Below are 14,794 nucleotides of genomic sequence, written 5' to 3' on the forward strand. Positions count from 1 at the left end.
TATCTTATCATTTATAGCTATTTGCTATTTGATTAGCTGTATTTAACATACTTTCTTTCCAATTATCAGACAAAGGATCAATTTCTACAACATTTGCATTGATATTTTTCGAGATTGTTTTAGCACTTTTTTGTGAAAATTGTGGAGCTACAAAAACAATTTTTATATCATGTTTTTTTGCTTCTGCAATTAACTCAATTAGCTCATTTGGTTTTGGTTCTTTTCCTTCAATTTCAATTGAAATTTGTTCTAAATCATATCTTTTAGCAAAATATCCCCAAGATGGATGAAACACCATAAACGCTTTATCTTGATATGGTTTTAATATTGTTTTAATATTTTCATCTAAAGCATCTAACTCTTTTATAAACTCTTCATAGTTTGTTTTATAAAAATCACTATTTTGTGAATCAATTTCAACCATAGCTTCATAAATATTTTTTGCTTGAGTTTTAACTAAAACAGGATCTAACCAAACATGTGGATCTAAACCTGAATGGTCATGGTCATGATGTTTTTCACTTGCATGTTTTTCATGGTCATGTTCCTCATGTTTCGCATCTACAGTATCTTCATCATGATGGTCATATTCTTCCATTTCTATTTTTTCAATTCCTTTTGTAGTATCTACAAATAAAGTATTTTTTGCATTTTGTTTAAATTTTTCCATCCAAGCTTGTTCAAAAGGATCTCCAACAAGAAAATAAACTTTTGAATTAACTAAAGATTTCATTTGCGATGGTTTTGGCTCATAATTATGAGGTGAACTTCCTGGTTTTACCATAACATTTATTTCAAATTTATCTTTTACTATTTTTTCTACAAAATATTTCTGCGGTAAAATATTAACTGTTATTTCAGGTTTTGAAGCATTTAAAAGTGTAAAAAATGCAATACATATAAACAATATTTTTTTCAAAATTAACTCCTATTTTATTTCTGCAACTTAGTTGCGATTTGAGAATTCTAATTAATTTATTCTTTAATGCAACTTAGTTGTAAAACTGATTTTAAATATAAATTGCTATAATAAGTACTATGGATAAAATAAATAACTTAACAGACATTACAAATATCAAGCTAACAACAGCTAGAAAATCAATTCTAGAAATCATGATTAATTCAAATAAACCTTTATCATACGAAGATATGAAAGATTTAATTTCTATGGATAAAGCTACTTTTTATAGAAATATCACGATTTTTGAAGAAGAAAATATTATTAGTTCTTTTGAGTCAAATGATAAAAAAAGATACTTTGAAATCAAAAAAACTCAACATTCACACTTCATTTGTTCAAGTTGTTCAAAAATCGAGTGTATTCATGAAAAGTTAAATTTTCATTTGCCTGAATATAAAATTGAAAATATCATAATCAAAGGTATTTGTAAAACTTGTTTAAATAAGGAGAATATATGATAAAAAAATTCATTATAATTAAAGATTTTATATCAAAAGAAGCGTTAAGCGGTATCATCTTATTTATTGCAACTATTGCTGCAGTTGTTACTGCTAACTCATCTTTGGGAGCAGAATATTATAATTTATGGCATATGCCATTGGGTGTTACGTTAGGAGATAAAACTATTTCTATGACTTTAACCTATTGGATTAATGATGGTCTTATGGCTTTATTTTTCTTAATGGTTGGACTTGAAATAAAAAGAGAAATGGTAATTGGGGAACTTTCATCAGTTTCAAAAGCTTCTTTTCCAATAGTTGCAGCTCTTGGAGGAATGATTATTCCAGCACTTATTTATGTGGCATTTAATCCAAACAATTTTATAGGTTTTGGTATTCCAATGGCAACTGATATTGCATTTGCTTTGGGAATTTTGATGCTTTTAGGAACAAAAGTAAATCCAGCATTAAAACTGTTTTTAATGGCTTTAGCAGTTGTTGATGACTTAGGAGCTGTTTTAGTAGTTGCTACTGTTTATACAAGTGAAATCAAAGTTGAATATTTTTTACATGCTGGAATTACTTATGCTTTAATTTGGTTTTTAAATTATAGTGGTGTAAAAAAAATATTGCCTTATTTGATTTTAGGAGTTTTTTTATGGGTGTTTATCCATGAAATTGGAATTCATGCCACAATCGCTGGAGTTTTATTAGCTTTCTCAATTCCTATTAGTTCTAAAATTGATGAACAAAAATTTATTCAAAAAACAAAAGAATCTATTGATGATTTTGAGAAAAATATTGATGAAATCCCTATTTTAAATCACCATCAAATAGACGCACTTGAGAGTATTGCCCATGGTTATGACAAGGTACAAAATCCACTGGTAAGACTTGAACACAATCTTCATGGAATATCTGCATTTTTTATTATGCCTTTATTTGCTTTTTCAAATGCAGGTGTTTTAATAGATTTTTCAACTGTTTCAGCAAACTTAATGATAGTTTTAGGGGTTGTTTTTGGTCTGATTTTAGGAAAACCAATTGGTATTTTTGGATTTACTTACCTTTTAACAAAACTAAAAATAATCAAAAAACCAGAAAATATATCTTGGTTTGAAGTTCTTGCCGTTGGATTTTTAGGTGGAATTGGATTTACAATGTCAATATTTATCACTCACTTAGCTTTTAATGATGAGGGAATTATTGCAGCAGTTAAACTTGGAATTTTTGCAGCATCATTTATTGCTGCAATTATTGGAGTAATTTTTATTTTAATGATGAAGAAAAAAGCATAAAACTGCTTTTTTCTCAAACTACTTATTTGATATAATTTCCCATGACAAAATTACTAAAAAATACTCTTTTTGAAAATATTAAAGATTTAAGTGAAAACTTCTCAAAACATTATCATGATACTTATACAATTGGAATCACATATAATGGAGTAATAAAAACCTATAACTCAAATAGAAGTTTTGATTTTTATAAATATTCAATTCGTGTAAACAATCCAAATGAAGTTCATAGTGGAGTTTCACAAGATTGGACTCATTCAAATTTTTACCCAACATTGGAACTTTTATGTGATTTATATGAACAAATATTTTTTGAAAAAAAAGTTCCATATTTTGAAAACTATATTATAAATGACAAATTTATATTTTTAAAGTTTCATAACTTCTTTGAATCATTTTTTAGAAAAGATGATGATATTATCATTGAATCAAATTTAATTGATGCTTTATCATATTTAATAATAAACTTCACTTCCCACACTAAAACTTATGACAAAATGTTTGATAATAAAATCGTTCTAAAAAAATCATTAGAACTGATAAATGATTGTATTGATGAAAATATCAGTCTTGATAAATTAGCAAATAATTGTAATCTTAGTAAATACCATTTTTTAAGAGTTTTCAAAAAAGAAATGGGATTAACTCCACACTTATTTATAATAAATGAGCGATTAAATCGTGCAAATAATTTGATCAAAAATGGAAAAACGATTAGTGAAGCAAGTCTGTTAGTTGGATTTAACGACCAGTCACACTTTAGCCGAAATTTCAAAAAATACTTTGGATACACCCCTACTTTACTTCAAAAAAATAGCAATATTGTTCTATAAATAATTAGCTATTTTTTATACAATTCCCTCATAAAAAGTACAAAAAGATTTTAAATGACACAAACAAACAAAAATATATTTTATTTTATGATGGTTTTAGCAATGGCTGGATGGGGAGCATCTTGGGTAAATGCTAAAGTATTAAGCGCTTATATCGATGAATATCAAATGATGTTTTTGCGAAACTTCTTTACAATTATCACCCTTGCACCTATTTTAGTAATCACTAGAAAGTTTTTTTACACAAATATAAAAAGTCTTATTTTGGCATTTATTGCAGCTATTGTGATGATTGCTTATTTGAAATTCTATTTTTTAGGGGTGAAATTTGGAACAGCAAGTCTTGGAGGAGCACTGGTTACAACAATGATTCCAATAAATACTTTTATTTTAATGGCATTACTTTTTGGAAAAGAAATGCTTAAAAAAGATATTTTTGCTCTAATTTTAGGAGTTGTTGGAGTTTTAACTATTTTAAATATTTGGTCTTTTTCATTTGAGCAAATATTTACAAAACATAATTCATATTTTTTATTTGCCTCAGTTTTATGGCCGATATTCACAATAATTAGTTCAAAATCAACAAAAACTTCTCCTTTAGTTTTTTCATTTTATATGTATGTTTTTATGACTATTTTACTTTTAATCTTTTTTGTAGAACCCACAAAAATGCCTTATGCAAGTTTTGATTGGATTTTTTGGGCAAATGTTTTATGTGTGGCTGTTGTTTCAACAACCTTCGCAACATCGATTTATTTTATTGGAATTGAAAAATTAGGAACAAATGAAGTTAGTTCTTTTATATTTTTAGTACCTTTTTTTGCAATAAGCTTGAGTATAATTTTTCTAAAAGAAGAGGTGAATATTTCTATTATAATTGGAACTATTATGACTTTAATTGCAGTTAAAATTCTAAATAATATTAAAATATTCAGAAATTCGAAATAGTAGAAATCTCTACTATTTCGAAAACTATACTAATCTTTTCATAACCAAATTTGCAGTTAAATCTCCCGTTACATTTACAGTAGTTCTACACATATCAAGTATTCTATCAACACCTAATATTAAAGCAATTCCTTCTATTGGAACTCCTATACTTTGTAAAATCGTAGCAAGAACTACAATACCAACTCCTGGAGTGCTTGGTGTTCCAATTGATGCTCCAACAGTTGTAATAGCCAAAATAAATAGTTCAAAAAAACTTAACTCTATTGCAAAAACTTGAGCCAAAAAAATTGCTGCACAAGCTTGATAAATTGCAGTTCCATCCATATTTATTGTAGATCCCAACGGTATAACAAATTTTGAAATAGAAGGTGGAATATTTAGTTTTTCTTCTGCTGTTTTTATAGATAAAGGCATAACAGCAGCTGAAGAAGATGTTGAAAATGCCATAAGTTGTACTTCTTTGATTTTTTCTAAAAATTCCATTGGTTTCATTTTTGAAACTAAATATACAATACTTAAATAAAAACATAAAACTAAAAAAAGTCCAAAAAGAACAGTAAATACATACATAAACATAGAAGAAATAGCATCAAATCCAATCTTTATCGTAATACTACAAATCAATCCAAATACAGCATAAGGAGCTAATTTCATCGCCCATTCTACGATTTTCATAGAAAAGGCTTGTAAGGATTTCGCTAAATCTATCAAAGGTTTTGATTCTTCATCTTTTAAGTTTAATAAAGCAACTCCCGCAAAAATAGCCAAAATTACAAAAGCTAAAATATTTCCCGAAAGTTCAGCTTTTGCAATACTTACAGGAATCAAATCAACTATTAAATCAGGAATAGAAATATTTTGAGTTTCTTTTTCAACTTGTATATTCGCAACAGTTATTTGGTTTATAATATCTTTGGAAACATAAGAACCAGGATTTATAAAATTTGTAATTATAATTCCCAAAGTAACAGCAAATAGTGTTGAAGAAATATAATATGGAACAATAATTAAACCCATTTTTCTTAATGCTTCAACACTTTTTGCACTTGTAATTCCCAAAATAATTGAACTCAAAACCAAAGGAATTACAATCATTTTTATCAAAGCTAAAAAAATATTTCCAATAAGTGCTATCCAAGGTGCAATTTTAAAAGCTGTTGCACTATCAACTAAAGCAAAAGCTGAAGGAGAAAGTAATAATCCAAAACAAACTCCCAATATCATTCCAAGTATTACTTGAAACCAAAGCTTTTTTACTACTCTTTTCATTATTATCTTGGATATGAACAATTATTTATATCTAAACAAATCCCATTTATATACTCTGGGCAATCTGTTGCTAACCATACTATTGCTTTTGCAACTTCTTCAGGTGTTGCAAATCTTCCAGTTGCCACTGTTTTTTTGAATTCTGCTTTTCTTTCTTCTGAATTGTCTTTTTGCATATCAGTTTCAGTTGGACTTGGAGCAACACAATTTACAGTGATTCCGTAAGCCCCTAACATTTTTCCATAAATTTTTGTAGCATTTATAAGCCCTGCTTTTGCTATTCCATACCAAACATCTGGATGACCTATTTGTCCTGCAATTGAAGCTGTATTTACGATTCTTCCATATTTTTGTTTTTTCATATGTTCACAAAAAATATTCATTAACTCAACTGGCGTATATAAATCTACATTCATAATATGCTCTTTAGCCTCTTTTGGATAGTTGTTATAAGTATATTTTGGTTGCATATAACCAGCATTATTAATTAAAATATCAATATTACCAACCTCTTTTGCTAAATCTTTTAAACCATCGACATCTGATAAATCATATTCAATTGCTGTTACATTTGCAACCCCAACTAAAGGACAAGTATCAAAATCTCGTGCAACAATTATAACTTCATATCCAAATTCTAACATAGCTCTTGAAACTGCTATTCCTATGCCTTTATTCCCACCTGTTATTAATACTCTTTTTGACATTATTTTTCTCCATCTTTTAATAGTTTATTATATAAACTCCTTGATTTCAATCATCTTAATAAAATTTACTTTATGATAAAATGTCGCACCCAAAAATTAGGAACTAAATGATTTATAAAAATGAAAATCAATTAATAAATATTATTAAATATACTCCACCCATATTTATTATTACTATTTCAATTATTATTACTTTCTTTTTATCTTTAGATAAACAAAGTGAACTTGAAAAAGAAAAAATTACAATTAAAAATGAATTTATTAAAACAAATAAAGAACTTGTAGAAATAGATGTTGAAAATTTACATGATTTTATTATCAAAACTCAAGAATCTACTGAAAAAAGACTCAAAGAGAATATTAAAAGTAGAGTTTATGAAGCAAAAAGTATTGCTATGAAAATTTATAATGAAAATAAAACTACAAAAACAAAAAACGAAATACAAAAGATGATAAAAGATGCTTTAACAGATATAAGATTCAATGAAGGACGGGGATATTTTTTCATCTACTCTTTTGATTATGAATGTATTTTATTACCTATTTCTAAACATTTAGAAGGAAGTAGTTTTTACAACTTTAAAGATTACAAAGGAACTTATTTAACAAGAGAAATAATAAAACAGATAAAAGAAGAAAAAGAAGGTTTTTTAACTTGGTATTATCCAAAACCAAATGACTTAACAAAAGGATATGAAAAAATAGGATTCAATGTTTATTTTGAACCTTATGATTGGTTTATAGGAACAGGAGAATATTTTGTAGATTTTGAAAATAGTGTAAAAAAAGAGGTTTTAGAATATATTTCAAAATTAGTACCAAATAAAACAAACTATTTTTTTATTCTTGATTATGATAAAAAAACTTTATTTCATGTAATTGATGATTTAATAAATCAACCTGCACAAAATGTTAAAAATCTAGAAAATACTAAAGTTTTTGATGATATGCTTTTTATGGCAAAAAAAGGAAGCGGTTTTATCACTTACAATCATAAACCATTCAATGAGTTTCGAACAAAAACAAGTTATGTAAAAGGTTTAGAAAACTGGGGTTGGATTTTAGGAAAAGGCTTTTATCACGATGATATAAATCAAATTATAAAAGATAAAACCGATGAATTAAATACAAAATTTCATACAAAAGTTATAAATATAATCTCTATTGCACTACTTTTAACTATTATTTTATTGTTAGTTTCATTTTATATGTCAAAATTAATTGAAAAAAAATTCTCAAATTATAAAAAAGAGATTAATAAATATCTTGAACAAAACAATAAACAACAACACATATTGTCTCAAAAATCAAAAATGGCAGCAATGGGAGAAATGTTGGGAAATATTGCTCATCAATGGAGACAACCACTTTCTGTTATAACAACGGTTGCAACAGGAATGAAATTACAAAAAGAGTTTGATACTCTTGATGATAAAACTTTTGATGAATCAATACAAAATATTACAAATTCTGCTTTATATTTATCAGATACAATAGATGATTTTAGGAACTTTTTTAGAACTGATAAAAATAAAAATACTTTCAAAATAGAAAATACACTTGAAAAAATTTTCAAGTTAACACTTACTCAATTTAAAAATAATGAAATTATTTTTGTTAAAAATATAGATGATTATGAATTATTTAATTTTGAAAATGAGTTTATTCAGGCGTTAATAAACATATTAAACAATGCAAAAGATGCTTTAGAAAGTAAAAATAATCCTAAAGTAATTTTCATCTCTACATATAAAAAAGAAAATAAAGGTGTAATTAAAATAACAGATAATGCAGGTGGAATTGATGAAAAAATCATTGATAAGGTTTGTGAACCCTACTTTACAACTAAACATCAAGCAAAAGGTACAGGAATTGGACTTTATATGACAGAAGAGATTGTTGTAAAACACTTAGAAGGAAGTTTTCTAATCAAAAATGTAGATGTAACTTATGAAAATAAAAGTTATAAAGGAACAGAAATTACCATTGAATTAGATATTAATCAAACTAAGTAATCAAAGATTATTTAGTTTATCATTTGTGGTTTTCCAGTATAAAACCCTTGTGAAAAATCTACGCCAATTTCTTTTATAATTGAAAAGATTCTTTCATCAGATACAAATTCAGCAACTGTTTTTGAATCAGTTTTTTTAGCAAAATCTACTATTGTTTCTACAATAATTCTATGTTTTTTATCTTTTTGAATATTTTTAATTAAAGAACCATCAATTTTTATGTAATCAATATTTAATCTCAAAATATGTTCAAAGTTAGAATAACCTGTTCCAAAATCATCAATAGCTATTTTTGCTCCAAGGGATTTTACTTGTACAATAAAGTTTGCAACTTCATCATAATTTTCAATACCTTCTGATTCTAATATTTCAAAAACAATTCGTGAAGCGGTATTTGTTTTTATAATTGTATTTATAATTTCTTGAACAGTATTTGGATCTTTTATGTCATCTATTGATAAATTTACAGAAAAACTCTCTTTTCTATTTTTAAACATATTACAAGATTGATGTACAACTTCTTTTGTAATATGAGAATAAAGTTTTGTTTTTTTTGCTATCTTTAAAAAATCTAAAGGAGGAATTATTTTATTGTTTTTATCAATCATTCTAACCAAAGTTTCATATTTGGCAATTTTACTTGTTTCAATATCTATAATTGGCTGATAATGACAAATAATTCTATTATCAAGTAATGCTTCTCTTATTGAAGTTGCAATTGCAATATTGTGTTTATATTTTTCTTCAATATTTGCATTTTCTTCATATACTGAAACTTTTATTTTTTGTTCCCTTGCATAATTAATTGCAATATCAGCTTTTGTAAGAAGTTTATCTTTTACTTTTGCAATTCCAGCAGATAACTGAATATGTATAGTTTCATCTTCTATATGAAATAACTCTTCTTCAAATAAAGATAAAAGATTTTCAATATTGTGTTTTATATTTTCAATAGGAATATCTTCATAATATAAAATCGCAAATTCATCTCCATCTATTCTATAAGTTTCAAAATCCAATCTTAAAAACCATTTTGAAATATCTTGTAAAATCTTATCTCCACTTTCCATACCAAAAAAATCATTTATTACTTTAAATTCATCAATATTGAATATAACACAGGCTGTTGGATTTTTTAAACTAATATCTAAAAGTATTTTTTGTCTATTTGGTAGAAGAGTTAATTGATCATAAAAAGCTAATTTTTCATTCTTTTTTTCTAATAAAACCTGAGAAGTTATATCTCTTCCACTTCCAATAGTTCCTATTAATTTACCATTTACATCTTGTAGAGGCGCTTTGTTTACTTCTAAATATACAAGTTCACCTTTAATATTTCCATACTCTTCAAAAATCATAGGTTTCATTTCATCAAGAACTAACGTATCAGAATTAAAACACAACTCTCCAAAGGTATGCCATTGTTTATTCTCTGGATGTTTAGCTCTTTCTCTTTGGGCGAAAAAAACATCGTTTTTTCCTATAACTTCTTGAGGTGTTGCCATTAACAACTTATTACAAATAGCATCATTGGCATATAAATATCGACCATCTAAATCTTTTGCCCATAACATATCAGGTAAATGTTTTGAAATTAGCTTTAAAAAATCGTCAGGTTGAATAAGAGTTGAATCCATAGAATTTTCCTTAAAAAAATTATAAAATATTCTTTTTTAATATTCTAGCAAATTATTTTATTTTTTCTCTTAACAATAAAATAATTATTATTTACTTAGAATATTTATTATTTTCCCTTTAAATAAAGGTTTTTTCAATTATTATTTTTGCAAACATAAGAAAAATGATTTATTTTTTAGTTATATTTTCTAATATTATTACTATTAAATACAACAAATTTAATTTAAGATGGTATTTTATATTTAAATATCTAAAGTAATAATGGGTTTAACCTTTGATTAAACTCATTATCCTTTTTCTTTCATCTGCTTTACAATTTATAATATCTCTTTTACTTCGTGAGCTTATAAAACAGTTTAAAGTTTTATCTAATAATAAAACCCGATCTTCTAAGTTTTCTTCTTTTGCTATATCAATTCGTTCATAATATTTATTTATTAATCCGTTTTTTTCTTTTTCTAAATCAAATATATTTACTTCATTTGCAAATAAATTTGAAGTAATAAAAAATAATATTATTTTATTTGTCAATAAAAGCCTTTTTTTCGCGTATTCTATCAAAGTTTTCATAATATAATATTAAAAAATAATTCTTTTATGTCTTATTTTTCTAATAAATTCACATATTTTTATATGATTAAAATCAATTATATTTTCAGTTCTAAGTATAAATTTGCTCACTATTTTAATATTCAATACTTTTAGTTATTCTGTTTTCAGGCAATCCTTGTTTAGATATAAATGTGCTATAATGAATTTTAAGCAGAAATAACACTCTTTTTAATTAAATATCTAAAGGTAAATACCATGAAAAAAGACTATTTTTTACGCTGGATTGGATTTGGAGTTTTTGCTCTTATAATTTGGTTATTTTTACCTTTCTTAAAAAGTTTTTTTGTAGCATCACTAATGGTAATGGCTACTTTCCCCATATACTATTTCATAGAAACAAAACTAAAACGATATAAAAAACTAAAAATTTTTGCACCTATAATTTCTGCTGGTTTTGTTACCTTGGTAGTTTCGTTAATTGTTTTTATGCCAATTACACTGTTTTTATTTAATTTTCTTAGTCATCCAACAGAGAGCATGGCTATAATTCTATCTTTTTGGGATAAGATTGATGCCTTAAATCAGCACCTTCCTTCTTATCTAGAGTGGATTAGAATTCCCCTTGATACAATTATTCCGATGGTAGTAACACGAAAAGAAGAGATTACTTCATTTCTAGCAGCCTTGCTTGGAAATGGATTAAAAGACTTTATGCTGATGTTAGTCGATATGTCAATGATTGTTATATTTTTCTTCTTTTTGACTTTATACAGTCGAAGGCTAATTTTCTTTTTTATCCCTATTATTCCACTATCACGTTCAATAAAAAGAGATTTTTTTAAAGAAATGACGATTATGGTATCTGTTGTTTTTTATACTTTAGTGGGAGTAATGATCGCGCAAGGATTAGCATTTGGGATTTTTATTGCTTTTTTTGATGGATATAACCCTTTATTACTTGGTTTTTTAGTTGCAATTATGTCAATTCTTCCCATTTTAGGAACAGGGTTAGTTTGGGTTCCAATTGCAGTAAACGAATATCTTCAAGGCAATATCTTTAATGCACTCATTATCTCTATTTATTCATATGCCATGATGGCATTTTTCATTGATAATATTCTAAAACTTGTCATTTTAAATTTTGTAAATAAAAAAGTAAGCAAAAATAAACATCGTATCAATGAGTTTATTATATTCTTTGCCATTGTAGGAGGGTTATCGACTTTTGGATTCTGGGGATTTATCTTAGGACCTGCAATTATTGCACTTGCAATTACGACTCTTGTGAGTTTGCGCAAAGCCAATCGATTAAGTCAATCGATTTAAACCTTACGCATAAAAAATTCACCTAGATAAAATTAACTTTTTATACTAAGTGATTCTATCTCTCTTTGAAGTTTATCAAGTTTTTTAACGAGGTGTTTAATTTCGTTTTCTTTGATTCCATCAACAATTCCACCATTTAAAAATTCCTGAGCTGTAGATTGAAATACTTTCATTAATTCTGCAAGCTTATCTTTTGCTTTAGTAACTAATTCTCCATAATCATCAATAAGAGTTTCCTCAAGATCGCTAATTTTGTTTGAGATTTCATCTTTATTTTTGAAAACATAATATGCACTAACACCCGTGATAGCTGCACCGACTGCAAAACTGAATAGATTACTTTTGTTCATGTTGTCCTCTTTTATTTCTGGATTTTTATTAAAAAACTGAGAAAATGCCTTAAACGTGAGAGAGGCATTGGTTAGTTTAACGATGCCATTAGTTAAGAGTTGACTTTCATTTCCTACTTTTTCTATCAAATCACTACTCTCTTGAGTGATTACAGAAATATTACTTGAAAGAATAGAAAGTTTATCTTGCCCAAGGGAAATAAAGGCATTTACTTTATTTATAGTTTTACTATGCTGAATAATAGTAAAAATAATTATCCCTGTGATAATTACCATACATATTGCAATAATCCCTAAAAATATAAGCTGTTGATCAATCATTTTGCACCCCTTTCATCATCATGATTATTTCAGTGTACTCTTATTATTGAATTCACAGCTTAATATTTTTTAAACAAAAAAGAACAACTCTTTAGTTCCTATTTTTCCAACAAATACTCATATTTTTTGTCAGTTAAAAGTTTCATAAATGCAACTAATGCTTCTACTTTTCTATCAGTTAAAGCATTTGCTTTTAACTCTTTTAGAGCAATTGTTTCTTTTACTTCTGCATCATCCCAAGGTTTGTTAGTTTCAGGATTTATATTTCTATCTTTATTGTTGTATTTATCATAAAACTCAATAACTGTTTTTAAGTCTTTAAATACACCATTGTGCATATAAGGAGCTGTAACTGCAACATTTCGGAGTGTCGGAACTTTATGTTTTCCATTTTGTGCAACATCTTTTACATTTGGATTTGCCAATAATCCTTTATCAATATCTTTTACACCATTTTTTGCTCTTAAAGTTTTATTTGCAGGTGTTCCAATATTATGATATTCATAATTTGTAAAAGTTTCCCCTGCTTTATCTTCACCTTTTAACACGTGACAAGTTGCGCAAGAGTTATTGTTGTTTGAAAAGAATATTGATTTACCTAAATCTTCAAGTGGTGTTAAATCATATTCACCTTTTAAGTATCTATCATATTTTGAATCAAATGGTGAAAATTCATTACTTCTTTCAAAAGTTGCAATCACATTTGTCATTGCATCATAAGCTTTTTCATCATCTTTAAAAATATCTTCACCAAATAGTTCTTTAAATGTTTGAACATAATAAGTATTTTCTTTGATTCTCTCAATTATTTCTTTTTTATTTCCCATTCCCATTTCAACTGGATTTAATGGAGGACCACCTGCTTGTTCTTCTAAAGTTTTAGCTCTTCCATCCCAAAATTGTCCACCAATATATTTTTGTTTTTTCTCATCAAAATGAAAATCAGGAGAAAATTTAGCATAAGAAGCAGTTGGCGCTTGTCTATCACCTAAAGATTTATTATCATCTCCTAATGAAGCCATTCTTTTTATACCATTTTCTCTATCATCTGCAAATCCTGCATTTGGATTGTGGCATGTTGCACATGATTGTGTTCTATTTTTTGATAAATTTTTATCAGAAAATAGCACCTGACCTAAAGTCTCTTTTTGTGAAATTTCATTTGCACTTAAACAAATAGAACCTATACACAAAATTCCCATAGAAACTAATTTTAATTTATTCATTTTAATTTTTCCTTTTTATTAAAAGATTTATAAAAGGTCTAAATATTAGACTTTTTAACGAAGTATAATCACCCATTTGATTTTTTCTTAAACCAAATTTTAAAACGGGTACCTCATTTGAAAGTTGTAAACTTCCAAACATTCTGTCCCAAATAGAAACAAATCCACCATAGTTTTTATCAAAATGTTTTCTACTATGATGAATTTGATGTTGTTTTGGAGACATCAACCATTTTTCTATAAAAGCAAAATATGAAAAAGGCACATGTGTGTGTCTTAAGTTTGCTCCGAAAATTGAAAATACAAATAAAAAAACATTCACACCTACTACTGTATAAATATCAATCATTGCACCAAAAAAATATATAAAAATACCAGTTACAAAACCAATACTCAAAGAATATCTCAGTCCAAAAAGAAAATTTTCAACTGGATGAACCCGATAAAAAGTAATTGGTGTTAAAACTTTTGCACTATGATGAACTTTGTGAAACTCCCATAAAAAAGGAATTGTATGCAAAAATCTATGTAACCAATATCTTGTAAAATCACTTACTAAAAATAAAGCCAATGTATACATAAAAATAACTGTTTCATAAGAGAAAAAAGTATTTTCAAAATAATCAAATTGTAAAAACAAGAGTTTATTAATAGAATAAGCAATAGTTTTTGCACTTACAATAAAAGGAACCAATAAAAATATATTTATAAAATATGACAAAAAAAAGTAGTAATAATCAAGCTTTGCACTTGGATGTAACCAAAGTTTCGAAGATAGAATAACTCTTGTATTTTTTTTATTAATATAAAAATATACTATTGCTAACAATATTGAAGATATTATATAAATCCAAAAAAGCCTTTTATTTGGATCTGTTAAATACTCTAGTGCAAAAAAATCGTTCAA

At 26.4% G+C, this 14,794-nt stretch carries 14 protein-coding genes; 6 read left to right on the plus strand and 8 right to left on the minus strand.

What is annotated here, in order from left to right; translation table 11 throughout:
* Nucleotides 1-7 precede the first annotated feature (7 nt).
* On the minus strand, nucleotides 8-919 hold the full coding sequence (locus tag ASUIS_RS10120; RefSeq protein WP_192894485.1) for a metal ABC transporter solute-binding protein, Zn/Mn family: 912 nt from the start codon (nucleotides 917-919) through the stop codon (nucleotides 8-10).
* A 119-nt stretch (nucleotides 920-1,038) separates the two neighbouring features.
* Between ASUIS_RS10120 and ASUIS_RS10125 the strand changes: the two genes are divergently transcribed.
* Genes ASUIS_RS10125 through ASUIS_RS10140 form a run of 4 tightly spaced genes read left to right on the plus strand, consistent with a single transcriptional unit; the run spans nucleotide 1,039 to nucleotide 4,480 of the window.
* On the plus strand, nucleotides 1,039-1,419 hold the full coding sequence (locus tag ASUIS_RS10125; protein WP_118887014.1) for a Fur family transcriptional regulator: 381 nt from the start codon (nucleotides 1,039-1,041) through the stop codon (nucleotides 1,417-1,419).
* Nucleotides 1,416-2,699: a Na+/H+ antiporter NhaA gene (gene nhaA / locus ASUIS_RS10130; protein WP_118887015.1), complete on the plus strand. Its 1,284-nt coding sequence runs from the start codon at nucleotides 1,416-1,418 to the stop codon at nucleotides 2,697-2,699. The genes ASUIS_RS10125 and nhaA overlap by 4 nt, the downstream gene beginning before the upstream one ends.
* A 41-nt stretch (nucleotides 2,700-2,740) precedes the next feature.
* Nucleotides 2,741-3,532 carry an AraC family transcriptional regulator gene (locus tag ASUIS_RS10135; protein ID WP_118887016.1) on the plus strand — a complete coding sequence of 264 codons (792 nt, stop codon included), beginning with the start codon at nucleotides 2,741-2,743 and terminating at the stop codon, nucleotides 3,530-3,532.
* 54 nt (nucleotides 3,533-3,586) lie between these two features.
* Complete coding sequence (locus ASUIS_RS10140) at nucleotides 3,587-4,480, plus strand: DMT family transporter (protein ID WP_118887017.1); 894 nt, start codon at nucleotides 3,587-3,589, stop codon at nucleotides 4,478-4,480.
* A 24-nt stretch (nucleotides 4,481-4,504) separates the two neighbouring features.
* Here ASUIS_RS10140 and ASUIS_RS10145 read toward each other — a convergent pair whose 3' ends face one another.
* On the minus strand, nucleotides 4,505-5,752 hold the full coding sequence (locus tag ASUIS_RS10145) for a dicarboxylate/amino acid:cation symporter (protein ID WP_118887018.1): 1,248 nt from the start codon (nucleotides 5,750-5,752) through the stop codon (nucleotides 4,505-4,507).
* 2 nt (nucleotides 5,753-5,754) lie between these two features.
* Nucleotides 5,755-6,459 (minus strand): SDR family NAD(P)-dependent oxidoreductase, encoded by a 705-nt coding sequence (locus ASUIS_RS10150; RefSeq protein ID WP_118887019.1) that lies wholly within the window; start codon nucleotides 6,457-6,459, stop codon nucleotides 5,755-5,757.
* A gap of 107 nt (nucleotides 6,460-6,566) precedes the next feature.
* On the opposite strand from ASUIS_RS10150, the gene ASUIS_RS10155 reads away from it, so the two are divergent.
* Nucleotides 6,567-8,474, plus strand: coding sequence for a sensor histidine kinase (locus tag ASUIS_RS10155; protein WP_118887020.1), 1,908 nt, complete (start codon nucleotides 6,567-6,569; stop codon nucleotides 8,472-8,474).
* Between the two features lie 11 nt (nucleotides 8,475-8,485).
* On the opposite strand, the gene ASUIS_RS10160 is transcribed toward ASUIS_RS10155, so the two are convergent.
* Both ASUIS_RS10160 and ASUIS_RS10165 read right to left on the minus strand, forming a co-directional pair.
* Nucleotides 8,486-10,111, minus strand: coding sequence for a sensor domain-containing protein (locus tag ASUIS_RS10160; RefSeq protein WP_118887021.1), 1,626 nt, complete (start codon nucleotides 10,109-10,111; stop codon nucleotides 8,486-8,488).
* Nucleotides 10,112-10,379: 268 nt separating this feature from the next.
* Nucleotides 10,380-10,643 (minus strand): hypothetical protein, encoded by a 264-nt coding sequence (locus ASUIS_RS10165; protein ID WP_118887022.1) that lies wholly within the window; start codon nucleotides 10,641-10,643, stop codon nucleotides 10,380-10,382.
* A gap of 276 nt (nucleotides 10,644-10,919) precedes the next feature.
* Between ASUIS_RS10165 and ASUIS_RS10170 the strand changes: the two genes are divergently transcribed.
* Nucleotides 10,920-11,990 (plus strand): AI-2E family transporter, encoded by a 1,071-nt coding sequence (locus ASUIS_RS10170; RefSeq protein WP_118887023.1) that lies wholly within the window; start codon nucleotides 10,920-10,922, stop codon nucleotides 11,988-11,990.
* Between the two features lie 32 nt (nucleotides 11,991-12,022).
* On the opposite strand, the gene ASUIS_RS10175 is transcribed toward ASUIS_RS10170, so the two are convergent.
* The 3 genes from ASUIS_RS10175 to ASUIS_RS10185 all read right to left on the minus strand — a co-directional run bounded on the left by ASUIS_RS10175 (nucleotide 12,023) and on the right by ASUIS_RS10185 (nucleotide 14,794).
* The gene (locus ASUIS_RS10175; protein ID WP_118887024.1) at nucleotides 12,023-12,661 is read right to left on the minus strand and encodes a hypothetical protein; all 639 of its coding nucleotides are present in this window, start codon (nucleotides 12,659-12,661) and stop codon (nucleotides 12,023-12,025) included.
* A gap of 98 nt (nucleotides 12,662-12,759) precedes the next feature.
* Nucleotides 12,760-13,887 carry a cytochrome-c peroxidase gene (locus ASUIS_RS10180; RefSeq protein ID WP_226799895.1) on the minus strand — a complete coding sequence of 376 codons (1,128 nt, stop codon included), beginning with the start codon at nucleotides 13,885-13,887 and terminating at the stop codon, nucleotides 12,760-12,762.
* 1 nt (nucleotide 13,888) lies between these two features.
* Nucleotides 13,889-14,794 (minus strand): sterol desaturase family protein, encoded by a 906-nt coding sequence (locus ASUIS_RS10185; RefSeq protein WP_118887025.1) that lies wholly within the window; start codon nucleotides 14,792-14,794, stop codon nucleotides 13,889-13,891.

The sequence above is a fragment of the Arcobacter suis CECT 7833 genome (assembly GCF_003544815.1).
Taxonomy (GTDB): domain Bacteria; phylum Campylobacterota; class Campylobacteria; order Campylobacterales; family Arcobacteraceae; genus Aliarcobacter; species Aliarcobacter suis.